24 protein-coding genes, 1 pseudogene and 1 riboswitch are annotated in these 26,469 nt (G+C 65.4%); of the genes and pseudogenes, 18 read left to right on the plus strand and 7 right to left on the minus strand.

Going from position 1 to position 26,469, the window contains the following annotated elements:
- Positions 1–79: 79 nt before the first annotated feature.
- From WS68_RS14920 to metF, 9 genes and pseudogenes are all read left to right on the plus strand, one after another.
- Positions 80–580, plus strand: a complete 501-nt coding sequence (locus tag WS68_RS14920; protein WP_059571534.1) for a VOC family protein — start codon at positions 80–82, stop codon at positions 578–580.
- Positions 581–1,200: 620 nt separating this feature from the next.
- Positions 1,201–2,478 (plus strand): flagellar biosynthesis protein FlhB, encoded by a 1,278-nt coding sequence (gene flhB, locus WS68_RS14925; protein WP_197419611.1) that lies wholly within the window; start codon positions 1,201–1,203, stop codon positions 2,476–2,478.
- Positions 2,475–4,575 (plus strand): annotated as a pseudogene (flhA, locus tag WS68_RS14930) (flagellar biosynthesis protein FlhA). Before flhB ends, flhA begins: the two are co-directional and overlap by 4 nt.
- Positions 4,572–6,665 (plus strand): flagellar biosynthesis protein FlhF, encoded by a 2,094-nt coding sequence (gene flhF / locus WS68_RS14935; protein WP_059571535.1) that lies wholly within the window; start codon positions 4,572–4,574, stop codon positions 6,663–6,665. The pseudogene flhA and the gene flhF overlap by 4 nt, the downstream one beginning before the upstream one ends.
- Complete coding sequence (locus WS68_RS14940; protein ID WP_059571536.1) at positions 6,658–7,470, plus strand: MinD/ParA family ATP-binding protein; 813 nt, start codon at positions 6,658–6,660, stop codon at positions 7,468–7,470. The genes flhF and WS68_RS14940 overlap by 8 nt, the downstream gene beginning before the upstream one ends.
- A gap of 33 nt (positions 7,471–7,503) precedes the next feature.
- Positions 7,504–8,235, plus strand: coding sequence for an RNA polymerase sigma factor FliA (locus WS68_RS14945; protein WP_059571537.1), 732 nt, complete (start codon positions 7,504–7,506; stop codon positions 8,233–8,235).
- Positions 8,236–8,306: 71 nt separating this feature from the next.
- Positions 8,307–8,415, plus strand: a riboswitch (S-adenosyl-L-homocysteine riboswitch).
- Positions 8,416–8,449: 34 nt separating this feature from the next.
- Complete coding sequence (gene ahcY / locus WS68_RS14950) at positions 8,450–9,871, plus strand: adenosylhomocysteinase (protein ID WP_059571538.1); 1,422 nt, start codon at positions 8,450–8,452, stop codon at positions 9,869–9,871.
- A 153-nt stretch (positions 9,872–10,024) separates the two neighbouring features.
- Positions 10,025–10,378, plus strand: a complete 354-nt coding sequence (locus tag WS68_RS14955; RefSeq protein ID WP_059571539.1) for a phage holin family protein — start codon at positions 10,025–10,027, stop codon at positions 10,376–10,378.
- Positions 10,379–10,396: 18 nt separating this feature from the next.
- Entirely contained in the window at positions 10,397–11,227 is an 831-nt protein-coding gene (metF, locus tag WS68_RS14960) for a methylenetetrahydrofolate reductase [NAD(P)H] (RefSeq protein ID WP_059571540.1), read from the plus strand.
- A gap of 180 nt (positions 11,228–11,407) precedes the next feature.
- On the opposite strand, the gene WS68_RS14965 is transcribed toward metF, so the two are convergent.
- Complete coding sequence (locus tag WS68_RS14965; protein ID WP_059571541.1) at positions 11,408–12,901, minus strand: amidase; 1,494 nt, start codon at positions 12,899–12,901, stop codon at positions 11,408–11,410.
- Between the two features lie 124 nt (positions 12,902–13,025).
- Positions 13,026–13,718: a dienelactone hydrolase family protein gene (locus WS68_RS14970; protein ID WP_059571542.1), complete on the minus strand. Its 693-nt coding sequence runs from the start codon at positions 13,716–13,718 to the stop codon at positions 13,026–13,028.
- Positions 13,719–14,103: 385 nt separating this feature from the next.
- On the opposite strand from WS68_RS14970, the gene WS68_RS14975 reads away from it, so the two are divergent.
- Positions 14,104–15,225: an NAD(P)H-dependent flavin oxidoreductase gene (locus WS68_RS14975; RefSeq protein ID WP_059571543.1), complete on the plus strand. Its 1,122-nt coding sequence runs from the start codon at positions 14,104–14,106 to the stop codon at positions 15,223–15,225.
- On the opposite strand, the gene WS68_RS14980 is transcribed toward WS68_RS14975, so the two are convergent.
- The gene (locus tag WS68_RS14980) at positions 15,188–16,396 is read right to left on the minus strand and encodes an MFS transporter (protein WP_059571544.1); all 1,209 of its coding nucleotides are present in this window, start codon (positions 16,394–16,396) and stop codon (positions 15,188–15,190) included. The two genes, WS68_RS14975 and WS68_RS14980, sit on opposite strands and share 38 nt — an antisense overlap.
- 283 nt (positions 16,397–16,679) lie before the next feature.
- Here WS68_RS14980 and WS68_RS14985 point away from each other — a divergent pair, with 283 nt between their 5' ends.
- From WS68_RS14985 to WS68_RS14995, 3 genes are all read left to right on the plus strand, one after another.
- Complete coding sequence (locus WS68_RS14985) at positions 16,680–17,390, plus strand: HugZ family pyridoxamine 5'-phosphate oxidase (RefSeq protein WP_059571545.1); 711 nt, start codon at positions 16,680–16,682, stop codon at positions 17,388–17,390.
- A gap of 379 nt (positions 17,391–17,769) precedes the next feature.
- Positions 17,770–18,063 carry an H-NS histone family protein gene (locus tag WS68_RS14990; RefSeq protein ID WP_059516211.1) on the plus strand — a complete coding sequence of 98 codons (294 nt, stop codon included), beginning with the start codon at positions 17,770–17,772 and terminating at the stop codon, positions 18,061–18,063.
- A gap of 242 nt (positions 18,064–18,305) precedes the next feature.
- Positions 18,306–19,496, plus strand: a complete 1,191-nt coding sequence (locus WS68_RS14995) for a cation diffusion facilitator family transporter (protein ID WP_059571546.1) — start codon at positions 18,306–18,308, stop codon at positions 19,494–19,496.
- Positions 19,497–19,847: 351 nt separating this feature from the next.
- On the opposite strand, the gene WS68_RS15000 is transcribed toward WS68_RS14995, so the two are convergent.
- The 3 genes from WS68_RS15000 to WS68_RS15010 all read right to left on the minus strand — a co-directional run bounded on the left by WS68_RS15000 (position 19,848) and on the right by WS68_RS15010 (position 21,695).
- Entirely contained in the window at positions 19,848–20,306 is a 459-nt protein-coding gene (locus WS68_RS15000; RefSeq protein WP_004195771.1) for an Lrp/AsnC family transcriptional regulator, read from the minus strand.
- Between the two features lie 91 nt (positions 20,307–20,397).
- Positions 20,398–21,054, minus strand: a complete 657-nt coding sequence (locus tag WS68_RS15005; RefSeq protein WP_059571547.1) for a hypothetical protein — start codon at positions 21,052–21,054, stop codon at positions 20,398–20,400.
- Positions 21,051–21,695 carry an MBL fold metallo-hydrolase gene (locus WS68_RS15010; protein ID WP_059571548.1) on the minus strand — a complete coding sequence of 215 codons (645 nt, stop codon included), beginning with the start codon at positions 21,693–21,695 and terminating at the stop codon, positions 21,051–21,053. Before WS68_RS15010 ends, WS68_RS15005 begins: the two co-directional genes overlap by 4 nt.
- Before the next feature lie 625 nt (positions 21,696–22,320).
- On the opposite strand from WS68_RS15010, the gene WS68_RS15015 reads away from it, so the two are divergent.
- Positions 22,321–22,962 carry a septal ring lytic transglycosylase RlpA family protein gene (locus WS68_RS15015; protein WP_059571549.1) on the plus strand — a complete coding sequence of 214 codons (642 nt, stop codon included), beginning with the start codon at positions 22,321–22,323 and terminating at the stop codon, positions 22,960–22,962.
- 97 nt (positions 22,963–23,059) lie between these two features.
- Here WS68_RS15015 and rsmI read toward each other — a convergent pair whose 3' ends face one another.
- Positions 23,060–23,947, minus strand: a complete 888-nt coding sequence (rsmI, locus tag WS68_RS15020; protein WP_059571550.1) for a 16S rRNA (cytidine(1402)-2'-O)-methyltransferase — start codon at positions 23,945–23,947, stop codon at positions 23,060–23,062.
- Between the two features lie 46 nt (positions 23,948–23,993).
- On the opposite strand from rsmI, the gene WS68_RS15025 reads away from it, so the two are divergent.
- From WS68_RS15025 to WS68_RS26255, 4 genes are all read left to right on the plus strand, one after another.
- Positions 23,994–24,449 (plus strand): YraN family protein, encoded by a 456-nt coding sequence (locus WS68_RS15025; RefSeq protein ID WP_442857169.1) that lies wholly within the window; start codon positions 23,994–23,996, stop codon positions 24,447–24,449.
- 187 nt (positions 24,450–24,636) lie between these two features.
- Positions 24,637–25,215, plus strand: a complete 579-nt coding sequence (locus tag WS68_RS15030; RefSeq protein WP_059571552.1) for an SIS domain-containing protein — start codon at positions 24,637–24,639, stop codon at positions 25,213–25,215.
- Between the two features lie 18 nt (positions 25,216–25,233).
- Positions 25,234–26,034 carry a BON domain-containing protein gene (locus tag WS68_RS15035; RefSeq protein ID WP_059571553.1) on the plus strand — a complete coding sequence of 267 codons (801 nt, stop codon included), beginning with the start codon at positions 25,234–25,236 and terminating at the stop codon, positions 26,032–26,034.
- Positions 26,034–26,402 carry a c-type cytochrome gene (locus WS68_RS26255; protein WP_231753028.1) on the plus strand — a complete coding sequence of 123 codons (369 nt, stop codon included), beginning with the start codon at positions 26,034–26,036 and terminating at the stop codon, positions 26,400–26,402. Before WS68_RS15035 ends, WS68_RS26255 begins: the two co-directional genes overlap by 1 nt.
- The last annotated feature ends 67 nt before the right edge of the window (positions 26,403–26,469 follow it).

Raw genomic sequence — 26,469 nt, forward strand, 5'->3', positions numbered from 1 at the left:
CGCCCTTTTTGCGACGCAGCACGGAATACGCGCGGACAGCGGCTATCATCGTTGGGTCGTCTCGACGAGGAGAAGCGCCATGACCGCGTCCGTCCGGCGCATCACACCCTTCCTGTGGTTCGACCGCAATGCCGAGGAAGCGGTGACGTTCTACATATCCGTGTTCGACAACGCGAGAATCACGCGCGTCGCCCGGTATGACAAAGCCAGCGCGCGGGCGTCCAACCAGGACGAAGGCGCCGTGATGACGGTTGCCTTCGAGCTGGACGGCCAAGGCTTCGTCGCGCTCAATGGCGGCCCGGTGTTTCAGTTCAACCCGGCCGTATCGTTCGTCGTCAATTGTGCGACACAGGACGAAATCGATTACTACTGGGACAAGCTGTCCGAAGGCGGCGATGCGCGCGCGCAGCAATGCGGCTGGCTCAAGGATCGCTTCGGCCTGTCGTGGCAGATCGTGCCGGAGCAGTTGCCGGCGCTCGTTGCGGATGCCGATCCCGAACGGGCGGCGCGCACGATGCAGGCGCTGATGCAGATGAAGAAAATCGATCTTGCCGCGCTGCAACGGGCGGCGGGCGGCTGAGCGGGCCGGGTGACCGTGGTCGGCGGCGGCATGCGTGGGCGCCAGGACGCTATTGCAAAGCCGTATGTTCGGCAAAAGCGCTGAGCGAGCGGCGTCTTCATGCCGCCAGCCTGTTTCATCTGCCGGTTTAACCCGCACCTAACCCGCCGGCTTAACCGGTCTGCCCAACCCGTCCGTCTACCTCGCCAAGCTCGTTGAACATCCCGCCGGGCGGGCGACGTCTCGTGCATCTGGACGAACAGGTCCGCTGAACGCGCAGCGTTGCTCATATCGCCCGGCGTTTTACCGGGTGCATTCCGTGGCAGGCCGCCCGCCGTGCATGCACCGCCGCCCCGCCCATCTTCCCGCCGCGCCCGTCGATCGCTCCCTGCCTGGATGCATACCGGCGGTGCCCGCCTGCCGGATCGATCCGCCGAGCGCGTCCGGCAGGCTCGCGTCCGCCCCGTCGAGCCGATTAGCGCCCGTGCATTTCGTCGATTGCATGCCGCCGCGCCCGTTTTCCCGATCCGGAGAAATACCCCCGTTTCCCCGCTTTGCTCGACCGATCGCCGATTGACGCGCACGGGAATAATCGTCGTCACTGGCAAGCGGCAGCCCGCCGCGCCCGCATGGAGGCCCGCGTGGCAGAGGACAGCGATCTCGACCGGACAGAAGCCGCCACCCCGAAGCGCCGCGAGAAAGCGCGCGAGGAAGGGCAGGTCGCGCGTTCGCGCGAGCTGGCGTCGTTCGCGCTGCTGTCGGCGGGTTTTTACGGCGCGTGGCTGCTCGCGGCGCCGATCGGTGCGCACCTGCGCACGATGCTCGCGGCGGCGTTCTCGTTCGATCGCGCCCGCGCGTTCGACACCAGCCGCATGCTTGCCGATGCCGGCCGCGCGGGCGCCGAAGGGCTGTACGCGCTTGCGCCAGTGCTTGCGTTGACGGGCGTCGCCGCGCTTGCCGCGCCGCTCGCGCTCGGCGGCTGGCTGATATCGACGAAGACCTTCGAGCTGAAGCTCGAACGGCTGAATCCGCTGGCGGGCCTCGGCCGCATTTTTTCGATGCGCGGGCTGATCCAGCTCGGGATGGCGGTTGCGAAAACGCTCGTTGTCGGCGTGATCGGCGGTGTCGCGATCTGGCGTGCGAAGGACGCTCTGCTCGGCCTCGTGTCGCAGCCGCTCGTGCAAGCGCTTGCCGGCGCGCTGCATCTCGTCGCCGTGTGCTGCGGGATGACGGTTGCGGGGATGCTCGTCGTCGCGGGCCTCGATGTGCCGTACCAACTCTGGCAGCACGACAAAAAATTGCGGATGACAAAGGAAGAAGTGAAGCGCGAGCATCGCGAAAACGAGGGCGATCCACACGTGAAGGGGCGGATCCGCCAGCAGCAGCGTGCGCTGGCGCGCCGCCGGATGATGGCGAACGTGCCGACGGCCGATGTCGTGGTCACGAACCCGACGCATTTCGCGGTCGCGCTCAAATACACGGATGGCGAGATGCGCGCGCCGAAGGTGGTCGCGAAAGGCGTGAATCTCGTCGCCGCGCGGATTCGCGAGCTGGCGGCCGAGCACCGGGTGCCGCTGCTCGAGGCGCCGCCGCTCGCGCGCGCGCTCTATCACCACGTCGAGCTGGAGCGCGAGATTCCGGGCGCGCTCTATGCGGCCGTCGCGGAAGTGCTCGCGTGGGTGTATCAACTGAAGCGTTTTCATGCGCAAGGCGGCGATGTGCCCGCGACGCCGGTCGATCTCCACGTGCCCGCCGAACTCGACAAGGGCGCGCGCGCGGCGCCCGAAGACGAGCGCGAGGAAGCCGAAGACGCGCTCGGCGAGCATGAACGCGGCATGCGCGATACGGCCGCCGATGAAAGCCGCGCAGGCCGGGAAAACCGCAACCGTCGCGATGGCGACGCCACAGGCGCGGCATGAGCACGCCGGCCGCCTTCCTCTCGAAGCGTCCGCAGCTTCTCGCGGGCGCGAACCTGCGCGCGCTCGCGGGCCCGGTGCTCATCTGCATGATCCTCGGGATGATGATCTTGCCGCTGCCGCCGCTGCTGCTTGATCTGCTGTTCACGTTCAATATCGCGCTGTCGGTAATGGTGCTGCTCGTCAGCATGTACACGATGAAGCCGCTCGATTTCGCGGCATTTCCGAGCGTGCTGCTGTTCTCGACGCTGCTCAGGCTGTCGCTGAACGTCGCGTCGACGCGCATCGTGCTGCTCGAGGGCCACACCGGCCCGGACGCGGCCGGCCAGGTGATCGAGGCGTTCGGCCATTTTCTCGTCGGCGGCAACTTCGCGGTCGGCATCGTCGTGTTCGTGATCCTGATGATCATCAACTTCATGGTGATCACGAAAGGCGCGGGACGCATCGCCGAGGTGTCCGCGCGCTTCACGCTCGACGCGATGCCCGGCAAGCAGATGGCGATCGACGCCGATCTGAACGCCGGCCTCATCAACGAAGAGCAGGCGAAAAAGCGCCGTCAGGCCGTGGCGCAGGAAGCGGAGTTTTACGGCTCGATGGACGGTGCGTCGAAGTTCGTGCGCGGCGACGCGATCGCGGGCCTCATCATCATGGCGATCAATGTGATCGGCGGGCTCATCGTCGGGATCGTCCAGCACGACATGAGCTTCGCCGCGGCGGGCAAGAACTACACACTGCTGACGATCGGCGACGGCCTCGTCGCGCAGATTCCGTCGCTCGTGATTTCAACCGCGGCGGGCGTGATCGTGTCGCGCGTCGCGACCGACCAGGACATCGGCACGCAACTCACGACGCAGCTTTTCACGAACCCGCGCGTGCTCGCGATCACCGGTTCGATCATCGTGCTGATGGGGCTGATCCCGAACATGCCGCACGCCGCGTTCCTGCTGCTCGGCGGCGGCGCGCTCGCACTCGCGCGGACCATGACCCGGCGCGAAGCCGCGAGGCGCGCGGCCAGCGCGATCGCCGACATCGTGCCGCCCGCCGCGCTGCCGGCCGACAGCCACGAAGCGAGCTGGGAGGACGTGACGCTGATCGATCCGCTCGGGCTCGAGGTCGGCTACCGGCTGATTCCGCTCGTTGACAAGCATGGCGACGGCGAGCTGCTCAAGCGCATCAAGAGCATCCGCAAGAAGTTCGCGCAGGAAATCGGCTTCTTGCCGCCCGTCATCCATATCCGCGACAACCTCGAACTGCGGCCGAACGCATACCGGATCGCGCTGAAGGGCGTCGAGGTCGGCGTTGGCGAGGCGTATCCGGGGCAGTGGCTCGCGATCAATCCGGGGCAGGTGACGGCCGCGCTGCCCGGCGCGCCGACGCAGGACCCGGCGTTCGGCCTGCCCGCCGTGTGGATCGATACGTCGCTGCGCGAACAGGCGCAGGTGTACGGCTATACGGTGGTCGACGCGAGCACGGTCGTCGCCACGCACCTGAATCCTCGTCGTCCAGCACGCGGCCGAGCTGCTCGGCCGGCAGGAAGTGCAGGCGCTTATCGAGCGCACCGGGCGCGACGCGCCGTCGCTCGTCGAGGATCTGGTGCCGAAGACGGTGTCGCTGACGACGTTGCAAAAAGTGCTGCAAAACCTGCTCGACGAAGGCGTGCCGATCCGCGACATGCGCACGATCATCGAAGCGCTGTCCGAGCAGGCCGGCCGCCTCACCGATCCCTACGACCTCACCGCCGCGGTACGGCTCGCGCTTGGCCGCGCGATCACGCAGCAATGGTATCCGGGCTCGGGCGAGATGCAGGTGATGGGGCTCGACGCCAATCTCGAGCGCGTGCTGTCGCAAGCGCTCGCGACCGGCCCGAATCCGGGCCTCGAGCCGGGGCTCGCGCACACGCTGCTCGTCGGCACGCAGGACGCGATGCTGCGCCAGCAGAACATGGGGTTGCCGCCCGTGCTGCTGGTCCAGCACGCGCTGCGCGCGATGCTCGCGCGCTTTCTGCGGCGCAGCCTGCCGCAATTGAAGGTGCTGTCCTACGCCGAAGTGCCGGACACGCGCGCGATCAAGGTCATGAACGTCATCGGGAGTAGCGCTTGAACATTCGCAAATTCATTGGTCCGACGAGCCGCGATGCGCTGCGCCTCGTGCGCGAGGCGATGGGCGCCGACGCCGCGGTGTTGTCCAACAAGACGCTCGAAGACGGCCGCGTCGAGATTGTCGCGGTGCCCGCCGACGAACTCGCGGAGATTTCGGCGCGCCGCCCCGCAGGGGACGAAGCGCACGGCGGCGCGCAGGCGCAGCAGCAGGCGCGCGTTCGCGCGGCGGGGCCACGGCCCGTGCAGACGGCGGGCGCGGCGGCTGCGTTCGGCGCGGCGCCGGCATTGCCGGTGGCGTCGGTGGCGCTGGGAAGCGCCGCGCCGTTTGCGGCGTCGGCCTCGGCTGCCGCGCTGCCGGGGCTGAGCGTGGCGGCTGCGCCGGCGTCGCGCGTCGCGGCCAATCCGAATTCGAATCCGTATGCGGCGGGCGGGCTGCCGGACGTGTTCTCATCGGTGTTCGGCGCGAGCGCCGGCCTGTCGGCCGATGCGATGACCAACGCCGCCGCAGGAAGCGGCGCGCACGCGTTCCCGCCTGCCGCTGCGGACGGCGCGGCAAGCGACGGCAGCCCCATCGCCGATGCGCGCCCGGCAGCCGGCGATCGATTCGCCGCTGATGACCGATTGATCACCGATGGCCGCGGCGTTGCGGATAGCCAGTCTGCAACCGGCGAGCAGCCTGCTGCCGACGCGCGATTTGCCGCCCGCGGCCGACTGGCCGCCGATGCTCCGCTTGACCACGGCGGCCAAGCCGCCGACGCCTCGCCCGCCGCGACAGCCGCCGCGCCGTCCGAACCGGCGCCGTGGCTCGTCGAGCACGCGAAGCGGCTGACGCAACAACTGGCCAAGCACGAGAAGCCGTCCAGTACGAGCGCGCGCGCGGCGACGCCAGGCGCCGCCGCATCGCGTGAATCGCTTGCGTCGGCGGGCGAGCCGCCCGCGTGGGCGCGCGACATCGTGCGCAACGTCGCGCGCCGGATGCCGGACGCAGCCGGCGCGTCCGTGCCGAAATCGCAGCCGGCCGGCAGGCGCGAGCCGCACGACACGGCGCTCAGCGTCGCGGATGCGGTGAACGCGCGGCTCGAGCGCATCGTCAACGACACCGTGATGCAGGCGCTCGGCTCGCTGCGCGAGCGGATGGACGAACAGTTCGCTGGCCTTGCGTGGAACGAGCGCCAGCGCCGCAGCCCGGTGCACGGCGCGCTGACCAAGCGGCTCATCGCGGCGGGTTTCTCCGCGCAGCTCGTACGCACCGTCGTCGACCATCTGCCGGAGGGCGGCAGCCACGGCACGCTCGACGCGGCGACCGACTGGGCGCAATCGGTGCTCGCGGCGAACCTGCCTGTGCTCGACAGCGAGGATGCGCTGATGGAGCGCGGCGGCGTATTCGCACTGATGGGGCCGACGGGCGTTGGCAAGACCACCACCACCGCGAAGCTCGCCGCGCGGTGCGTGATGCGCTTCGGCGCGAGCAAGGTCGCATTGCTGACGACCGACAGCTACCGGATCGGCGGCCACGAGCAACTCCGGATCTTCGGTCGGATTCTCGGCGTGCCGGTGCATGCGGTGAAGGACGGCGGCGATCTGCAGCTCGCGCTCGCGGAGTTACGCAACAAGCACATGGTGCTGATCGATACGATCGGCATGAGCCAGCGCGACCGCGCGGTGTCCGACCAGATCGCAATGCTGCACGGCGCGGATACGCCGGTGCAGCGCCTGCTGCTGCTCAACGCGACGAGCCACGGCGATACGCTCAACGAAGTCGTCCACGCTTACCGCCGCGCGTCCGTCCGGCCCGATGCCGCCGCGCCGGATCTCGCCGGCTGCATCCTGACGAAGCTCGACGAGGCAAGCAACCTGGGCGGCGCGCTCGACACGGTGATCCGCTACAAGCTGCCAGTGCATTACGTATCGACCGGCCAGAAGGTGCCGGAGAACCTGTATGTCGCGACGAAAAAATTCCTGCTGAAGAGCGCATTCTGCGCACCGCGCGACGATTCGCCGTTCGTGCCCGGCGACGACGATCTGCCGGCGATGCTGAGCGCATTGAGCGCGCGCGCCGGCGCCGAGCCGCACGAGGTCCGCTTTGGATAAGCGGATCACCGACCAAGCCGAGGGGCTGCGGCGCCTGCTCGCGCAGCGCGGCTCACGGCTTGTCGTGGTGACGGGCGGCCCGTCGGGCATCGGCTGCACATCGGCGGTCGCGAACCTCGCCGCAGCGCTCGCCGCGCTCGGCAAGGACGTACTCGTCGTCGACGAGCGCGCGAACGTCCGCTCGATCGCGGCAACGCTGTGCGGCTCGTGGTTGCGCGACGGCGAGCCGGTGCGGCACGAACTCGGGTTTTCGATCTGCGCGGCGTCGCGGCTTGCGCGCGACGGCTACAGCGGCGCTCTGCGCGATGCGCTCGCCGACGGCGCCGCCGACGTCGTGCTGATCGACGCGCAGCCTGATGCAAACGGCGCGCTGTCGATACTCGCGCGCGACGCGCATGACGTGATCGTCGTCACGCGCGTATCGGCGTCGGCGATCACCGAAGCGTATGCGCGGATGAAGCGGCTGCATTACGCGCACGCGTTTGCGCAATTCCGCGTACTGATCAACCACGCGCACAGCGCGGCCGACGCGCGGGCCGCTTACGAGAACCTCGCGGGCGTCGCGGGCCGCTATTTGCAGGTGTCGCTCGCGGATGCCGGATGCGTTGCCGCCGATCCGCTGATCGAGCGCGCCCGTTCACTTGCGCGCACCGTCGTCGATGCATTTCCGTCGGCCGCCGCCGCGCGCGACTACCGGCGCATCGCTGCCGATCTGCTGTATTGGCCGATGCGCGCCACACCGGGCGCGGGGCGCGGCCGCACGGGCAATCCGGCGCTCGGGCGCAGCGCGGCGCGGGCCGCCTGAATGCCACGAACGCCACGACGAACGGAGGCCACGATGTACAACGCTCAAGGAAAGATTTCCCAGGACAAAGTGCTGACGCAATATGCGCCGCTCGTGCGGCGCCTCGGATTGCAGCTCGTCGCGAAAATGCCGGCAAGCGTGGATCTCGACGACCTGATCCAGGCCGGAATGATCGGCCTGCTCGACGCGGCGGGCCGCTACAAGGAAGATCAGGGCGCGCAGTTCGAAACCTACGCCACGCAGCGTATCCGCGGCGCGATGCTCGACGAGCTGCGCAGCAACGATTGGCTGCCGCGCAGTCTGCGCAAGACATCGCGCGAGGTCGAGCAGGCGGTGCACCAGGTCGAGCAGCGGCTCGGGCGGGCGGCACACGAAACCGAAATTGCCGCGCATCTGCAAATGCCGCTCGCCGATTACCAGGCAATGCTGCAGGATCTGCACGGCAGCCAGCTCATCTACTACGAGGATTTCGACCGCTCCGCCGACGACGAACCGTTCCTCGACCGCTACCGCGCCGATCACGCCGATCCGCTCGCCGCGCTGCTCGACGATCATTTGCGCGGCGCGCTCGTCGATGCGATCGACAACTTGCCTGAGCGCGAGAAGCTGCTGATGTCGCTGTACTACGAGCGCGGGCTGAATTTGCGCGAGATCGGCGCGGTGCTGGAGGTCAGCGAGTCGCGCGTGTGCCAGTTGCATAGCCAAGCGGTCGCGCGGCTCAGGGCGAAGCTGCGCGAGCAGGCATGGGTAGGCGCGGAGGGCTGAGCGGCCGGCCTTCGGGCGCGCTTGCCGCGCACGGCGGAAAAATCCATCTCGATTTGCTACAATCCTTTCCTGTTTCCGAGGAGCGTTGCGACGGGCACGGCCCGCCAGGCTCGGAAACGGTCAACCAGGCGGCTTGGCATCGTCATTGTCAGCCGCTTACTTGAACGGCGCTCACGTCACAATTTTCTAGAACTTTTTTAGAAAGGAGGGCGTGATGAACGCCGCTGTCATCGATTCCAATTCCGCTCAGGATTACGTCGTCGCCGATATCTCGCTTGCCGGCTGGGGCCGCAAGGAACTGAACATCGCCGAGACCGAAATGCCCGGCCTCGTGCAGATCCGCGACGAATACAAGGCGCAGCAGCCGCTGAAGGGCGCGCGCATTGCCGGCTCGCTGCACATGACGATCCAGACGGGCGTGCTGATCGAAACGCTGAAGGCGCTGGGCGCCGAAGTCCGCTGGGCGTCGTGCAACATTTTCTCGACGCAGGATCACGCGGCCGCCGCGATCGCTGAATCGGGCACGCCGGTGTTCGCGTTCAAGGGCGAATCGCTCGACGAATACTGGGAATTCACACACCGCATCTTCGAATGGCCGAACGGCGAGTTCGCGAACATGATTCTCGACGACGGTGGCGATGCGACGTTGCTGCTGATCCTCGGCGCGAAGGCCGAAAAGGACCGCTCGGCGATCGCGAAGCCGACCAACGAGGAAGAAGTCGCGCTCTATAAGGCGATCGCGCGCCACCTCGATATCGACGGCACGTGGTACTCGAAGCGCCTCGCGCACATCAAGGGCGTGACCGAAGAGACCACGACGGGCGTGCACCGCCTGTACCAGATGGAAAAGGACGGCCGCCTGCCATTCCCGGCGTTCAACGTGAACGACTCGGTGACGAAATCGAAGTTCGACAATCTGTACGGCTGCCGCGAATCGCTCGTCGACGGCATCAAGCGCGCGACCGACGTGATGATCGCGGGCAAGATCGCGCTCGTCGCGGGCTACGGCGACGTCGGCAAGGGCTGCGCGCAGTCGCTGCGCGGCCTGGGCGCTACCGTCTGGGTCACCGAGATCGATCCGATCTGCGCGCTGCAGGCGGCGATGGAAGGCTACCGCGTCGTGACGATGGAATACGCGGCCGACAAGGCCGACATCTTCGTGACGGCGACCGGCAACTATCACGTGATCAACCACGATCACATGAAGGCGATGCGCCATAACGCGATCGTCTGCAACATCGGCCACTTCGATTCGGAAATCGACGTCGCGTCGACCCGTCAGTACCAGTGGGAAAACATCAAACCGCAGGTCGACCACATCATCTTCCCGGACGGCAAGCGCGTGATCCTGCTGGCCGAAGGCCGCCTCGTGAACCTCGGCTGCGCGACGGGCCACCCGTCGTTCGTGATGTCGAACTCGTTCACGAACCAGACGCTTGCGCAGATCGAATTGTTCACGCGCGGCGCCGAGTACGAGAACAAGGTGTACGTGCTGCCGAAGCACCTCGACGAGAAGGTCGCGCGCCTGCATCTCGCACGGATCGGCGCACAACTCTCGGAGCTGTCCGACGAGCAGGCGGCATATATCGGCGTGCCGAAGGCAGGTCCGTTCAAGCCGGATCACTATCGCTACTGATCCCTCGCGGGCGCCGTCCTTACCCGGCGCGCGGGCGCCGGGCGGCTCGCCGTCCGGCACGTGCCGGGCGCACCGCTCGGCGCACCGCGCGTTTTCCATCATCGGGGAGCGCACGCGCACGGCCCGATCGCCTTACGCTAGGAGCTTTGTCACATGACCGTTATCCTGACCTGGATCATCAACGCGCTCGCGCTTTTGAGCATCACGTATCTGGTGCCGTCGATCCACATCAAGAGCTTTGGCACGGCGCTCATCGTCGCGGTCGTGCTGGGGCTCATCAACGCGGTCATCCGGCCGCTTTTGATTCTGCTCACGTTGCCAGTCACCGTGCTGACGCTCGGCTTGTTCATCCTCATCGTGAACGCGCTGTGCTTCTGGTTTGCGGCGTCGCTGCTCAAGGGCTTCGAGGTGTCGGGGTTCTGGTCTGCGTTCTTCGGCTCGATCTTGTACAGCATCGTGTCGTGGCTGCTGTCCGCTCTCGTCTTCGGCCAGCGCAGCATCGGCTGACCGTTGGGCTTATCCATCATGAACCCGATCGAACTTTCCTTCGAATTCTTTCCGCCCAAGACAGCGGAAGGCGTCGACAAGCTGCGCACGACGTGCGCGCAGCTTGCGCCGCTTGCGCCGAAATTCGTGTCCGTCACGTTCGGCGCCGGCGGCTCGACGCAGCAAGGCACCCTCGACACCGTGCTCGACATGCAGAAGGCGGGGCTCGAAGCCGCGCCGCATCTGTCGTGCATCGGCTCGTCGAAGGACAGCCTGCGCGCGATTCTTGACCAATACCGCTCGCATGGCATTCGCCACATCGTTGCGCTGCGCGGTGACTTGCCGTCGGGCATGGGCGAGGTCGGTGAGCTGCGCTACGCGTCCGAACTCGTCAGTTTCATCCGCGCGGAGCATGGCGACTGGTTTCGGATCGAAGTTGCCGCCTATCCGGAATATCACCCGCAGGCACGCTCGCCGAAGGCCGATCTCGAGAACTTCGTGCGCAAGGTGAAGGCGGGCGCGAACGCGGCAATCACGCAGTATTTCTATAACGCGGACGCCTACTTCCGTTTTGTCGACGATGCGGCGAAGCTCGGCGCCGACGTGCCGATCGTGCCGGGCATCATGCCGATCACGAATTTCTCGCAACTGGTGCGCTTCTCCGAGATGTGCGGCGCGGAAGTGCCACGCTGGATCGCGCGCCGGCTCGAGAGTTTCGGTGACGATAAGGAATCGATTCGCGCGTTCGGCACCGACGTCGTCGCCGGGCTGTGCCGGCGGCTGGTCGACGCGGGCGTCCCAGGGCTGCATTTCTACACGCTGAACGGCGCGGCGGCGACCAAAGCGGTCTGCGAGCGGCTCGGCTTCTGAGTTTGCGGGTCGGCGGGTCGTAACCCGTCTGTTGTACATACGCGATGACGAGGCGAAACCTGCTGGTTTCGCCTCTTTTTTTGCGTGCGCGCGGAAGACGGCACCACGCACCACGCGCATTGCCGCGCCGCGCAACGCGGGCGTGTGCGCGGCCTGCCGCCGCTTACCGCCATAGCGGCCTTAAGCCTGCGCGCGGGCGAGCGGCGGCCACTTGTCGAACCAGGGCCGCGCGAGTTCGAGCTGATGCGCGAGCGCGAACAGACGCGCATCGTCGCCGTGCCGCGCGACGAATTGCACGCCGACCGGCAGCCCGCGCGGCGTCCAATAAAGCGGCACCGACATCGCCGGCTGCCCGGTCAGATTGAAAAGCTCGGTGCAACCCGCCCACGCGAACGCCTTTCGTGACGTTTGCACCAGCATCTGCTTCAGCAATGGTTTCACCGGCAGCATGCCGACCGCTTTCATCTGCGCGGTTTCGACCGGCGTCGGCAACAGTTCGCCGATCTTGACGGGCGGTCCGGCCAGCGTTGCGCACAGAATCACGTCGTAGCGTGCGACGACGCCCGCCACGCGCGCCGTGATCTGCCGCTGCAGTTCGAGTGCGCGCGGCAATTGCTCGCGTGCGAACCGGCGGCCGACCTGAGCCATCGCCCAGGTCGCGGGTTCGAACTCGGCGCGCTTGGGCTTGCGTCCCGTCATCTGCTGCGCGTCGAGTACGGCTGCTTCGGCGAAGGTTGCCCATAACGTCAGGAATACTTCACCGATCTGCTCGAAATCGATATTGAACGACGCCGGTTCGACGATATGGCCGAGCGATGCGGCGAGCTTGGCCGCGTCGTCGAGCGCGTCGCGCACATCGGGGGCGAGGGCGGGGGCAAGCATCGGGTCGGTGATGTAGCCGATCTTGAGTGCGGTGGGCGGCGTGTCGAGCGCATCGAGATAGGCACCGCCGTACACGACGGCATCGCCTGACGCGGCCCGGCCTGGCGCGGCCCGGCCTGACGTCACGTCGAGCAGGAACGCGCTGTCGCGCACGCTGCGCGACAGCGCATGTTCGGCGACGAGATTGCCCGGCGTGGCTCGGGCCGCAGCGTCCGGATCGTGCGACGGTTTGAAGCCGAACAGCCCGCAGCATGACGCGGGAATCCGGATCGAGCCGCCGCCGTCGGACGCATGTGCGAGCGGCACGATGCCGGCGGCGACCGCCGCCGCTGCTCCGCCGCTCGAACCGCCCGGCGTGTGATCGAGATTCCACGGATTGCGGCATGCGCCAAAGAGCGCGGATTCGGTGTACGGCACTTGCCCGCATTCGGACGTGTTGGTCTTGCCGAAGATGTTGAACCCGGCGGCCTTCGTGCGGGCGATGAGCGGCGAATCCTCGGTGGGCACGTAATGACGGTAATGCCGGCTGCCCATCGACAGCGGCAGTCCGGCCACTGCGGCGCCGAGGTCCTTGACGAGATACGGAACACCGGCGAACGGTCCGAGCAGCGCGCCCTGCGCCGCGCGCTCGCGCGCGGCCGCGTAGTCGCTCAGCACGATTGCGTTGAGCGCCGGATTCAACGCGTCGGCGCGGTCGATTGCGGCATCGAGCAGTTCACGTGCGCTTACTTCGCGTCGAGCGACGAGCTGCGCGAGCCCGATTGCGTCATATGACAGATAGTCGGCGTGCAAGGCAATCCCCCGTGTGGTCGAGCGCGGCGAACGGCGCGATCCGACGCCGGGCGCAGGCGCGCGCGGAATGCGCGCGCGCCGATTTCGTGGTGATGGCTTATGGCGATTTCGTCGAAGCGACAGATTACAGATGCTCGGCAAGAAAAGTCAGCGTGCGGCCGTGTGCCAATGCCGCGGCGCACTGATCGTATGACGCGCGCTCGGCGCAGTTGAAACCGTGCTGCGCGTGCGGATACAGATGAAACTCGGCATTGGCGCGGCCAGCGAACGCGGCTTTGACCTTGTCGACGGCGTCGAGCGGGATCGACGTATCGTGGCCCGCGTAGTGAAAGAGAATGGGCTGCGCGATTTTCGCGGCGACATCGACGTGATTCTGGATGCCGCCGCCGTAATATGCGACCGCGACGTCGACGTGCTGCTGCGACGCGGCGAGATACGCGAGGCGGCCGCCGAAGCAGTAGCCGATCGCGGCGAGCTTGCCTTCGACCTCGGGCCGCGCGCGCAACGCCGCGGCGGCTGCGCCGATGTCGGCGACGGCTTGCGCGACGTTGGTTTTTTGCAGCAGCTCGATGCCTCTGTCGCGGTCCGCGCCTTCATAGCCAAGCTCGACGCGGGGTTGCGTGCGCCAGAACACGTCGGGGGCGAGCGCGACGTAGCCATCGGCCGCATATTGGTCGGCGACCGATCGGATGTGGCCGTTGACGCCGAAGATTTCCTGGATGATGACGATGGCCGGGCCCTTGCCGCGCTTAGGCAGCGATAGATAGCCGCCAAACGTATCGTTGCCTGCGGGGATATCGATCCATTGTGACGCCATGCTGAATCTCCTGTGTGTCGACGGGAGTTAGCGCTTTAGCGCTTACTCCCGTCCCATGCCGTGATTGGCCGGAGTGATGCTTCAGCAGCGACTCCGGCCTCACGGCGGTCGACGGGAGTTAGCGCTTTAGCCCCCCCGTCCCATGTTCTCCAACTCTCTCGTCTCCTGCCAGAACCGGCCACGGCCCCATGGATCGGAAAAACGGCGAGCCAGTGTGCCACCAAACTCACGCCGACGCAGTGCCGCAGCCATCCGTCGCCCACCCTGCCTTCTCGCTATGCGATCGAATCGATCTGGATTATTCATTTTCCAGCCGCGTCGTGCGCGGGTACAGTCCCCGTACCGGCCGATCCCTCTCGTGCGCGTTATCTTGTCGAGGTTCGCGATGACTTCCCGCTTTGATCCTACCCCATTCGCCGCCCGTTTCGATTTGCGCTTGCCGCTCGTGCAAGCGCCGATGGTCGGCGTGACGACGCCCGCGATGGTTGCGGCCGTCTCGAATGCCGGCGCGCTCGGCAGTCTCGCAGGCGGATCGTTCGCGCCCGACAAGCTCACGGCCGAGATTGCGGCGGTGCGCGCGGCGACAAGCCGGCCGTTCGCCGTCAATCTTTTCATCCTGCCCGATGCGCATCCCGACGAGACGGCCGTGCGCCGCGCGCTCGCCGTGATCGATCCGTTGCGCGCCGCATTCGAACTGCCGCCCGGCGCGCCGCTTGCGCGTTACGCGCCGGATTTTCGCGCGCAATTCGATGCGCTCGTCGCTGCGCGCGTGCCTGTCGCGAGCTTTACGTTCGGCGTGCTCGATCGTGCCGATGTCGAGCGGCTCAAAGCCGCGGGCACTTATGTGATCGGCACGGCCACGCATGTTGCCGAGGGGCTCGCGTGGCGTGATGCAGGCGCGGATGCAATTTGCGCACAAGGCGCGGAGGCGGGCGGCCATCGCGGCACGTTCATCGGCGCGGCCGACGATGCGCTGATCGGCACGATCGCACTCGTGCCGCAACTCGTCGACGCGACCGGGCTGCCAGTGCTCGCGGCGGGCGGCATCATGGACGGACGCGGAATTGCGGCCGCGCTTGCGCTCGGCGCACAGGCCGCGCAACTCGGCACCGCGTTTATCACATGCACGCAGAGCGCGACGCCGGAAGCATGGAAAGCGCGCATCGCCACGAGCAGCGATACATCGACGACGCTCACGCGCGCGGTCACCGGCCGGCATGCGCGCGGCATTCGCAATGCGTTGATCGCGCGGCTGTCGGCGCAACCCGATTCGGTGGCGCCCTATCCGGTGCAAAATGCGCTGACGCAGGAATTGCGGCAGGCAGCCGCGCGCGCGGGCGACGGCGAATATCTGTCGCTGTGGTCGGGCCAGGGCGCGCCGCTCAGCCGCAGGCGCGGCGCCACGCAAACGGCCGCTCAATTGGTCGATGCGCTCGATGCCGAATGGCGGACGGCGATTTCAAGCCGCATTAAATCTTCAACCGGCTCAACACCCTCGGCGCGATAAACGCGACAAACGCCGCGCACAGTGCGACGACGGACAGCCCGATCGACAAATTGGCCGCTTGCGTGACCGCGCCGATCACGACCGGGCCGAACAGCAGCCCGAAATAAGCGAGCCCGGCAACATGCGCGAGACCTTCGGCCGCATGAATGCCTTCGACGCGCGCGGCGGCGGCGAACAGCACCGGCATCATGTTCGCGAGGCCGAGCCCCATCAGCGTGAAGCCCACGAGCGCGACGGCCGGATACGGCATCAGCAGTGCGCCGATCATGCCGATGCACGCCAGCGTCGCGCTCGCGCAGATGAGCTGCGGCGCGCCGAAACGGGCGCGCACCGCGTCGCCCGCGAAGCGCGCTGCCGCCATTCCGCCCGAAAACGCCGCATAGGCAGCGCTCGCAAGCGCCGGCGACGCGGCGACCACGTCGCGCATATAGACGGTGGCCCAGTCGTACATCGCGCCTTCCGCGATCAGCGCGACGAGCGCGATCGCGCCGAGCATCCACAACGCGGCCGAGCGCCAGCGGTTCGCGCGCGGGCCGCTGCCGTGCGCGGCGGCGTGCGGGACGTGCGGCAACACCGCCGGGCAGGCGACGGCGAGCACGATCGCGCTAATGAGCGCGGCAAGCGCGAGATGGGCGGCGGGCGCCATGCCGGCGGACAGCAGCGCGCCACCCGCCGCCGCGCCCGCCATCCCGCCCGCGCTGAACATGCCGTGCAACATCGACATGATCGGCTTGCCGAACGCGGTTTCCACGGCGCTAGCCTCGGCGTTCATCGCGACGTCGAGCGTTGCCATCGAGAAGCCGAACAGCGCGAGCACCGTGAGCAGCAGCGCATAGGTCGGCGTGACCAGAATCAGCGCCGCGCATACGCACATCCCGGCGCCGCCCGCCAGACACGCGGTGCGCGAGCCGACGCGCGCGATCCAGCGCGCATTGGTCGTCATCGCGGCGATCGAGCCGACCGCAACCGCGAGGAGTGCGAACGACAGCAGCGCCGGCGACAGCGCGAATTTGTCGCGGACAGTCGGCACATGCACGCCCCAGGTTGCGTACATCATGCCGGCGACGAAAAAAAGCGCCATGGTCGCGGCACGCGCGCGTTGGCGCGTCGACACGGGAAGCCCGCGATGAATCGCGCAGGAAGAGGCAAGATCAGGCGACTGGTCTGACACAGAAAACTCGTCGAAGGCAGGATGAACGGGAGGGAAACGGCTTGCAGATTACGGCGCGTTTCCACGAAGACCAGCGCCGATTCTAACGGAGCGTATGGTCCGCCGCTTGGCTGATCCGGTTGCGTCACGCGCGCGGACAAGCGATGCTGGGTTATCGGCTAGTCTCAATGCAAACGCTGCCGCAGGTTCTGATTTGCGCGCCGCGCGCGGCGGCAGGTGCGTTGAGCTAATCACGCAGCCGGCCACATTCCCCGGCTCTTTTTTCTCTATAAGGGTCTTCCACGTGAATATTTCCGCCGTCCTACCGCTTCATTTGCTGCATCGCAATAAATTCGGCACGCTCGCCACGCAGTCTCGCCCGCTCGAAAGTACTGATGGCGCGAGCTATCCGTATCCGAGCGTCATGCCATACGCGCTCGATGCGCGCCATCGGCCCATCGTGCTCGTGAGCGGGCTTGCCGAGCACACGCGCAATTTCATGGCCGATCCGCGCGTGGGGTTTCTCGTTGCCGACGGCCTGGGTGCCGCAACCACCGATGCAAACGAGGGCGACGTGCTCGACGCTGAACGCGCGACGCTCGTCGGCCGCATCGAGCCGGTCGGCGCCGATGCGCACGTGGCCGCGCGCTACCTGCGCTATCACCCGGACGCCGCGCGCTATCTCGCGCTCGGCGATTTTTCGTTCTGGGCGCTGACGTGCGAGCGGCTGCGCTACATCGGCGGATTTGGCCGGATGGGCTGGCTTGATGCAGCGGCGCTCGATCCGCTCGCGCCCGTCGGTTACGACGATGAGCGCGCGTTATGGGACGAATGGGATAAGCATGTTGCATCGCAGCAACGGCGGCCCGGACTCGAACTGCTGGGCATCGATCGCTATGGCGCGGATTGGCGTTGGCGCGGAATCCGGCGGCGCACGCCATTCGATTCGCCGAAAATGGACATCGACGCGCTTGCCGCTGCATTGCGGGAAGCCGCAACTGTTTCACTGGCTTAAAAAAGGACTTACGATTTTGAACGCTTTTGCGACAGGTTTCGTATTTAAACTAAACATGTGAAATCGTACTTTCAAAGCGAAAACCTTTCGTTTGATGAAAACTTCCAAATCGGGAGTACTGTTCGGTTGCGCACTTTGCGAGCTTAAATTATGTGCTGCAATCAACTAATCCGCTTGTAAGACTCTCAATAACTTCGGATCTAGCAGATGCTGGCCAATTCAGACAATCGAATCACAAAATACAACATTTATTTTGATGTCTCAGTATTCACCCAATTCTGTTTTGTGCTAATCTTCGATCCAATTATCCGAGGCATCATTACATTGTGATGGCAAGCCACCAAAGAGTGGTGCCATTTGGTCATATAAAAGGGAATTTATGTCTTCGTACAAGGATCTTCTGGCCCAGCGGGAAAAGCTGGAGAAGCAGATCGAAGAAGCTCGCTCGCGTGAATACGCTGAAGTATTGGGCGATGTGAAACAAAAGATCGCTGATTACGGTTTTACGCTTGCCGAACTCGGCCTTAGTCGCGGTAAAGCCGGAAAAGCAGCGCGCCCCCGGGCTGGCGTCGCGGCAAAATACCGCGATCCGGAAACCGGTGCGACTTGGTCGGGCCGCGGAAAACCGCCGCGCTGGATTGCCGGCAAGAATCGCGAGCAATTCGCGATCTAAACGCCAAGATTCCGGTTGTCGGATCAAAAGGCCACGCCCCCTGGTGGGGAGCGTGGCCTTTTGCATTTTTAAATTAGTATCGGCTCTTAACATTTGTCATAAAATTGTCATGTTTAGTTGTAAATGAAAATGCGTTGCGTTTTTATAAGCGATTGATTTTTATAGTTTTTTTATCGAGATCTGATCGTTTTCACGTTGAGCTTGATAGAATCTCGATATCTTTCGCGTGTTTGCTAGATTTCATGTCCATATTTTCAAACGACGGGGCCGGCACGGATAAACAGGCCGTTGCGCGTAAGACCACGTTTGTCAGCATTGCGGTCAACGTGATTCTCGCAACGCTGCAGATGGTGATTGGGGTAATTGCACATTCCCAAGCGCTGGTGGCGGACGGCGTCCATTCTTTGTCCGATCTGGTATCCGATTTCGTCGTGCTGTTCGCAAACCGGCATAGTGGTGTAGCGCCCGATGCCGATCACAATTATGGTCATAGCCGTTACGAAACCGTCGCGTCGTTCTTTCTGGGCGCGATTCTGATAGCGGTCGGCGTCGGCATGCTGTGGCGCGCGGGCGACCGGCTCGTCCATCTGGACGACATTCCCCCCGTCCATGCGAGCGCACTGGCTGTCGCGGCCGCCGTGCTCGCGTCCAAAGAGGCGCTGTTCCGCTACATGTTGCGCGAAGCGCAGCGCGTGCGTTCGGCCATGCTGGTGGCGAATGCGTGGCACGCGCGTTCGGATGCGGCTTCGTCGCTGGTCGTCGCGATCGGCATCGTCGGCAGCTTGGCGGGCGCGCGGCTGCTCGATCCGATTGCCGCGGCGATCGTCGGCTTCATGGTGGCGCGCATGGGCTGGACGTTCGGCTGGAATGCGCTGCAGGATTTGTCCGATCGCGCGATCGACGCGGACGCGTCGGCCCAGATTCGAGCGCTGATCACGTCGACGCCGGGCGTGCGCGACGTGCACGAATTGCGCACGCGCAAGATGGGCGATTCGGCGCTCGTCGACGCGCATATCCTCGTCGATCCGCTCGTGTCGGTGTCGGAGGGGCATTACATCGCGGAGACCGCGCGTGCGCGTGTGCTTACCGATAAGCGGGTGCTCGACGCATTGATTCACGTTGATCCGGAGCACGATGTGGCGCGTAGCGCGGTGCTCGGGCTGCCGTCTCGCGAACAGATCAAGGGGCAGATCGAGGCGGTGCTGGCGGATGCGGGATTCCGCGCGAGCACGATCGATCTACATTACTTGAGCACCGGGCTCGAGATCGACATTACGCTGGCCGCCGATGCGTCCGCAAAGCAGCGCAGCGACAGTGCGGCGGCGCTTCGTCTGGATACCGAAGCGTTGCGGCGGCGCTTCGGCGCGCGGCGCATCGGCGTATCGCGTGCGCTTGCGGCGCACGACACCGCCGTTACGGGTCGGCCGGCTTAATTATCCGAACGGCATCAGCCGATCGGCAACTCGGACAGATTGACGAACCGGCTACGTCAAAACGGATGCGGCTACGGCTTTCTGCAGCGAGATTGCAATCGTGTACGCCGCTGCATGCCGGTTGCTTCGATTTCGGGAGCAGGCCGATTCTCGCGCAAATGTGTTCGACGGATTTTCCGGCGAAGTATTGCCATGCAGCCAATACGGCGATAAAGCCGTCGAGCAAGCGCAAAATCTAGCGCAAAGCGCGCACAGAAACGCGTGAATCAAATCAACGCACCAAATCCAGCCGAATCGCCGTTGCGGTACGCCAATGCCGCAACCCATCCCAAAGACGCCCAATAATCGAAATTAGAGCGGCAATTGCGTGTCGAACTTGATCTCGCGCAGCACCACGCTCGTGCGCACCTGGGATACCGCCGGAATCTTGAAGATCCGCTCGTGCAGAAAGATATCGTAGGCCTTGATATCGGGCGCGACGATCTTGAGGATGTAATCGGCCTCGCCGGTGGTGCTGTAGCACTCGGTCACTTCGGGGCAGGTGGCGATTTCCCGCTCGAACTGTTCTACGCCGCCCTCGTTGTGGCGGGTCAAATGCACGTGTGCGAGCGCGCAAATATGAAGCCCCAGTTTCTCGCGGTCGAGGAGCGCGGTGTAACGCTGGATCACGCCGGACTGCTCCATGTCCTTGATACGGCGCCAGCACGGCGTGCTGGAAAGTCCGACTTGATCGGAAATTTCCTGCACGGAGCGGCGCGCGTCGAGCTGCAGCAGCCGAAGGATTTTTTGCGAGAAGGTATCGAGTGTCACCTGCGCCTCCAGGGCGGCTGCAACTATTTGCCAATGGTAGAGGCGGGTGAAAGGAAAGGCAATCCAAAGCGGTAAAATTGAGCGATATTTGCTAATTTTTCAGGATGCCGACGGAATTTTCCACTAAATCCCCGGATTGAGCGCTCGCCGCGGCAGATGCTCGCGCGGTGTGCTGCAACACGCGCAGATCGGCGAGCATGTTGCAGAACAGCGCGCCTTGCTCGATCGCGTCGTCGAGCGCGATATGGGTGTGCGGATGCGCATCGAACCAGTGCTTCGGAAAGCGCGGCTTGATCGCTTTCCGGTACGGCAGCCCCGTCAACGCGAACGCGAGTGTCTTGATATCCAGCGCCGACCACGAAAACGGACAGCGCCCCGCGAAACGCATCATGTACCAGAACATGAACGTGAAATCGAAACCCGCGGGCATGGCGACGAATACCGGCTTGCCCGGCAACGTTTCGACCCATTCGACATAGGCCGTGAGCGCTGCCTCGGGCGATTGCAGATCTCGCCGGCATGCGGCCCAGGCATCGGGCTGCGTCTTCCACCACGCGTCTTGCACCGGGTGCGGCGCCGCGCCTGGCAGCAACTCGAGATTCGCGGAGAACGTCGCGATCAGCGTCTTGTCTTCGGTGTACGCGGCCGAGGCGAAACTCAGCATCGAATGCGGGCCGGGAATCGGGCCGTCTGCCTCGACATCGGTGCTGACGTAGATTTCCGGGCTGGCGGCCGTGTCGGCGGTCATTGCGCGACTCCGTCGGCGACAAACGGATTCGTGCGGCGCTCGTCGCCGAACGTCGAGACGGGGCCGTGGCCGGGCACGAACGTCACGTCGTTGCCGAGCGGCCAGAGCTTGTCCCGAATCGAGCGGATCAGGTCGGCGTGATTGCCGCGCGGAAAATCGGTGCGGCCGATCGAGCCGGCGAACAGCACGTCGCCGACGATCGCGAGCCGGTGCGCGCGGCTGAAAAATACGACGTGGCCTGGCGTATGGCCAGGGCAGTGGTAGACCTCGAGCGTTTCGTCACCGAACGAGACGGTTGCGCCGTCGTCGAGCCAGCGGTCCGGCTCGAACGACTGGGCAGCCGGAAAGCCAAGACGCTCGCTTTGCATCGGCAGCATGTCGATCCAGAAGCGTTCGTCTTCGTGTGGCCCCTCGATCGGCACGCCGTAATGCGTGGCGATCTGCTTTGCGCCCGCGCAATGGTCGACATGGCCGTGCGTGAGCAAAATCTTCTCGACCCGAACATTTTGCCGCGCGACTTCCTGCTCGATGCGCCCGAGGTCGCCGCCGGGATCGACGATGGCGGCGCGCCCCGTGTTTTCGCAGACGAGCAGCGAGCAGTTCTGCTGGAACGGCGTGACTGGAACGAGCGTGACTTTCATGGGCGGGCGCCGGCTAAAAGCCTCGATTGTACCGGCCGGAAAGCGCGGGCGCAGACGCTCGCCGCCTCAATGCCGATTGTTACGCCCATAGCGAGAATCAATGGTCAAAGCCCGCCATTTGCGAAGCGGCGGTTTTCATTTATGTATAATGCCGTCCAATGCGCGTGGGAAACCACGCCGCCAGTAGGCATTCTGGAACGATTATTTGTGGCGGTTTTGCAACAAGCTCCGGGGTGCCGTCCATGCAATTGCCCGCCGATGACCGGCGGTGCATCCAGTACCGATTCGTCGGTGCTCACGTCTTATCCGGCCAGGCGCGGCGCGCCTGCTGCGGCCATGCTGCCGTGACGCCGGGTGAGGCCTATGCCGCCGTTCCTGCGCGTTTGAGTCAACGACGCGCACGAACATGGCCTTAGCCATGTTCGGTTGGCGGCATGTGGGGTCTGGTCAGGCTGCCGGGGACAGGTTGTGCCAGACGTGAAAGCTAATCAGGACGGTTGCGGCAGTACGTGAGCCGCATCCATGCAGATCGTCGCACGCGTCTTGACGCGGCGAGGATCGGTGTACCCGTCCGGGCCGCGAATATGAACGTAGCAGGCGGCCCGTCAGAACAGGCGACACGTCGATGAAATTTCGATTACCGAAGCAGGTCGGGATGCTGGCCGCATTACTCGCGCTGACAGGTTGCGCGATGCCGCCGAACGCACCGACTGCGGAGCAGACACAGCCGATGTCCGCAAAGGACGCGTTGCGCACGGCGAGCGCCTCAGGTTTAGTGAAGGACAATACGGATGTGAACGGCATGCCGCTGAGCTTCGATACCGCGCTCGCCTCGCTGCCGCCCGTCGGCTCGCAAGACGCCAAGCGTCAGTCGCTTGCGGACGCGAAGCCGCTCGATGCGGCGGACGCGTCGGGCTTCAGCCAGGTCGGCAAGGCATCGTGGTACGGCAAGGGCGACGGCTTCCACGGCCGCCGTACCGCGAACGGCGAACGCTTCAATATGAACGAACTGACGGCTGCGCATCGCACGCTGCCGCTCGCGTCTTACGTGCGTGTCACCAATCAGGCGAACGGCAAGTCCGTCGTCGTGAAGATCAATGACCGCGGGCCGTTCTCGCGCGGCCGGATCCTGGATCTGTCGTATGCGGCGGCGAAGGTGATCGGGCTGGTTCATTCGGGTATCGCGCGCGTGAAGGTTCAGGGGCTGTCGCCGGAAGAGGCCCGCGTGGCCCGCGCCGACATGCTGGCGGCGAATTCCGTCAAATAACGGCGAAGCGCGCGATTCGCGCGCCGCATCGATTGCCGCAAGGGCCGCTTCGTGCGGCCCTTGCTCTTTTCCGAACCCGGCCGACGGCGCGCGCCTTTTATTCGTCCGTTGCTTTTTTCAGCACGAGCGCCCGCGCATAGAGCGCATTGCGCGATGCGCCCGTGAGCGCTGCCGCAAGCTTCGCGGCGCTCTTGAGCGGCACTTCTTCCAACAGCATGCTGAGCAGCGCGTCGTGCGCGCTTTGATCATCGTCGCTTTTGCGCTGCGGCGCGCCCTCGACGACGAGCGCGAATTCTCCACGCTGCCGGTTCGCATCGGCGCGCAGCCAGATTGGCCCTTCGGCCAGCGTGCCTTCGAATAATTCCTCGTGTAGCTTGGTAAGCTCGCGCGCGATCAGCAGGCGGCGCTCGCCGCCCAGCGCGGCCGCGAGCGCCTCGGCCGTCTCGACGATTCGATGCGGCGCCTCGTAGAACACGAGCGCGTAAGGATGGGTTTTCAGTTGCGCTAGCGCCGCGTCGCGCTGCCGGGCTTTCGACGGCAAGAAGCCGGCGAATGTGAACATGCCCGCCCAGCCGCCCGCGACGCTCACCGCCGCGGCCGCCGCGCTTGCGCCAGGCAACGGAATCACGCCGAAGCCGGCCGCGCGCGCCGCGTCGACGAGTTTCGCGCCGGGATCGGAGATGCCGGGCGTGCCGGCGTCCGATACGTAGGCGATCCGTTCACCCGCGCGCAGATAGTCGACGAGCTTCAATGCGGCCGCGCGCTCGTTGTGTTCGTGGATTGCGACGAGCGGCTTCGAGATGCCATAGCGTGCGAGAAGCTGGCCCGTGTTGCGGGTGTCCTCCGCGGCGATCCGGTCGGCGAGCGTCAGCACGTGCAGCGCGCGCAGCGTGATATCGGCGGCGTTGCCGATCGGCGTCGCGACGATGTACAGCGCGCCCGCCGGGTAATGCTGCGCGCGCGCGAGTTCAAGGAGGGAAGTCATGACACGAAAGGCGCCCACGGATGGCGCAAACGGAAGAAGCTCCGCATTGTGCCATGCGCGGGCGCAGCACCCGCCGGCCGGCGGCGCGGCGGCGAGCGCGCAGGCAAAAGCAGCGCCGGTGCACGGCCACGCCCGGACGGCGGCAGCGGGCGCCAAGCGTGCGATCGGCGCCGCGTTCGAGAGGCGGGCGCAACGCTATCTCGAGCACGCGGGGCTCGTGCTCGTTGCCCGCAACGTGACCGTGCGCGGCGGCGAGATCGATCTCGTGATGCGCGAGCAGGACGGCACGCTCGTATTTGTCGAAGTGCGCGCGCGAACAAGCAGCCGCTACGGCGGCGCGGCAGCCAGCATCGGTCCGCGCAAGCGGCAGCGCATCGCGTTTGCGGCGCACATGTTCTGGGCGAAATCGGGTGGCGCGTGCGCGTGCCGTTTCGATGTCGTCGGCTTCGATAGCGGCCGTCTCGTCTGGCTGCGCGACGCATTCCGGATCGACGACGCGTGACGGTCCGCGCGCCACGCCGCACTCGCGGCAAACCGGTCGAACCACCTCCCCGGCTTGTGTCGAGATGTAAGGAGATGCGGCAACCTCCAGGAGAAGGCGCCGGAGTGCGGTAAACTCGCCGCACTCATGATGTTGCGCGAGCGGATCGGATTTCACGCTCGCGTGCGCAATATTCCGACAGGAATCGATGTCAGTCGAACGTATTCAGCAACATATCCGTGATAGCGCCTCGCTCGTCCATGACGCGCTCGATGCGCTGTCGCTGCCGATCGCCGCGGCCGTCGACGCGATGTTCATGGCGCTTGCGAACGGCAACAAAATTGTCGCATGTGGCGATGGCCCCTCCGCCGCCGCTGCCGAACGGCTTGCCGCCGCGCTCGTCTACGGCTTCGAGCGCGAGCGGCCCGGCCTCGCCGGCCTTGCGCTTTATACCGATGCAAGCCGCTCGGGCGTCGCGGGCGATGCTGACCAGATCTTCGCGCAACAAGTGCGCGCGCTCGGCCAAACGGGCGACGTGCTGCTCGTGCTCGACCCGCTCGGCGAATCGCCGCGCGTGCTCGCCGCGATCGACGACGCGCACGAGCGCGAGATGATCGTCGTCGCGCTGACGGGCAGAGGCGGAGGGCGCACCGGTAAGGCGCTCACTGACACCGACATTCAGATCTGCGTGCCGTCCGATCGGGCGATGCGTATCCATGAAGTCCATCTGCTGACCATTCATTGCCTGTGCGACGGCATCGACGCGATGCTGCTGGGCGAAGATTGATTCGAAGGAGAGCCGTAGATGAGTTACAGCCGCGTCAGACAGACGCTAGTTAAAACCACGCTTGCAATCGGTCTCGCGGCTTGCGTCGCGACGACGCTGCAGGGCTGCCTGCTGGCGGTCGGCGCGGCGGCGGGCGGTGGTGCGCTCGTGGCGACCGATCGCCGCACGCTCGGCGCGCAGACCGAAGACCGCGAGATTCAAGTGAAGGCGCTGACGCAACTGAACAACGGGCTGCCGGACGGTTCGCACGTGAACGTGGCAGTGTTCAACCGCCGCGCACTGTTGACAGGCGAGGTGCCCAACGATGCGGCGAAGCAGCGCGCCGAGGAAATCGTGCGCGGGATCAACAACGTGAATGCGATCGTCAACGAACTCGCGGTGGGACCGGCAAGCTCGCTGTCGGACCGCGCGAACGACTCGTATCTCGAAGGGCGCGTGAAAACCGCGATGATCGCCGAGAAGGGCATTTCCGCGAACGATTACAAGGTGGTGTGCGAGCGCGGTAACGTTTATCTGATGGGGCTCGTGACGAGCGACGAGGGCGACCGTGGCGCGGATGTCGCGAGCCGAGTGCCGGGCGTCGAGAAGGTCGTCAAGGTGTTCCAGTACATCAAGCCGGCGGAGGCACAGGCATTGAAGGCGGCGGCGCCGGCGAGCGGCGCGTCGGCTGCGTCGGCGGGGGCGGCGGCAACGGATGGCGCGACGGTAGGCGCCGCCGTGCCGGATTCGACGGTGACCGCGACGCCATTGCAAGCGCCCGCGCCGATTTCCAATTCGAGCAGCGTGCATCCCGGGAATCCGAAGGCGGCGAAGCCATGATGGGGGTGACCATGAAACAGCAGACGGCGCGTGCAGCAATAGCGCTCGGACTGCTGGTGGCACTCGCTTACGTGGTCGCAGGCACACCCGCGCACGCGGATACTGGCGACGGTTTGAGAGTTGCTCGCAGCAATGCATGCATGGGATGCCACGCAGTGGATCGCAAGCTCGTCGGACCTTCATTTGTGCAGATTGCTGAACGTTATAAAAACGATCAGCAGGCAGTGCCGAAACTCGTGAAAAAGGTCAAGGACGGCGGCTCGGGCGTTTGGGGCGCGATTCCGATGCCTGCACACCCCCGGATGAGTGATGCGGATGCGAAATCAGTCGTTCAGTGGGTATTGGCAGGAGCGCCTGCCCCGAAGTAGGCGATGCCGAAGTAATTGGAGGTGTCCACAAATTTGTTGCTGGATCCACGCCAAATGATATATAATC

Source organism: Burkholderia sp. TSV86 (genome assembly GCF_001522865.1).
Classification (GTDB): domain Bacteria; phylum Pseudomonadota; class Gammaproteobacteria; order Burkholderiales; family Burkholderiaceae; genus Burkholderia.

What these genes read in the sequence shown, in the direction of transcription:
- WS68_RS26255 (WP_231753028.1), top strand. Translation starts at nt 26,034, where the DNA reads ATGGGGGTGACCATGAAACAGCAGACGGCGCGTGCAGCAATAGCGCTC.
- WS68_RS15005 (WP_059571547.1), bottom strand. Translation starts at nt 21,054, where the DNA reads ATGACCGCCGACACGGCCGCCAGCCCGGAAATCTACGTCAGCACCGAT.
- WS68_RS15010 (WP_059571548.1), bottom strand. Translation starts at nt 21,695, where the DNA reads ATGAAAGTCACGCTCGTTCCAGTCACGCCGTTCCAGCAGAACTGCTCG.
- WS68_RS15015 (WP_059571549.1), top strand. Translation starts at nt 22,321, where the DNA reads ATGAAATTTCGATTACCGAAGCAGGTCGGGATGCTGGCCGCATTACTC.
- WS68_RS14975 (WP_059571543.1), top strand. Translation starts at nt 14,104, where the DNA reads ATGACTTCCCGCTTTGATCCTACCCCATTCGCCGCCCGTTTCGATTTG.
- WS68_RS14970 (WP_059571542.1), bottom strand. Translation starts at nt 13,718, where the DNA reads ATGGCGTCACAATGGATCGATATCCCCGCAGGCAACGATACGTTTGGC.
- WS68_RS15035 (WP_059571553.1), top strand. Translation starts at nt 25,234, where the DNA reads ATGAGTTACAGCCGCGTCAGACAGACGCTAGTTAAAACCACGCTTGCA.
- WS68_RS14995 (WP_059571546.1), top strand. Translation starts at nt 18,306, where the DNA reads ATGTCCATATTTTCAAACGACGGGGCCGGCACGGATAAACAGGCCGTT.
- WS68_RS14920 (WP_059571534.1), top strand. Translation starts at nt 80, where the DNA reads ATGACCGCGTCCGTCCGGCGCATCACACCCTTCCTGTGGTTCGACCGC.
- metF (WP_059571540.1), top strand. Translation starts at nt 10,397, where the DNA reads ATGAACCCGATCGAACTTTCCTTCGAATTCTTTCCGCCCAAGACAGCG.
- WS68_RS14945 (WP_059571537.1), top strand. Translation starts at nt 7,504, where the DNA reads ATGTACAACGCTCAAGGAAAGATTTCCCAGGACAAAGTGCTGACGCAA.
- ahcY (WP_059571538.1), top strand. Translation starts at nt 8,450, where the DNA reads ATGAACGCCGCTGTCATCGATTCCAATTCCGCTCAGGATTACGTCGTC.
- WS68_RS14990 (WP_059516211.1), top strand. Translation starts at nt 17,770, where the DNA reads ATGTCTTCGTACAAGGATCTTCTGGCCCAGCGGGAAAAGCTGGAGAAG.
- WS68_RS14955 (WP_059571539.1), top strand. Translation starts at nt 10,025, where the DNA reads ATGACCGTTATCCTGACCTGGATCATCAACGCGCTCGCGCTTTTGAGC.
- WS68_RS15030 (WP_059571552.1), top strand. Translation starts at nt 24,637, where the DNA reads ATGTCAGTCGAACGTATTCAGCAACATATCCGTGATAGCGCCTCGCTC.
- rsmI (WP_059571550.1), bottom strand. Translation starts at nt 23,947, where the DNA reads ATGACTTCCCTCCTTGAACTCGCGCGCGCGCAGCATTACCCGGCGGGC.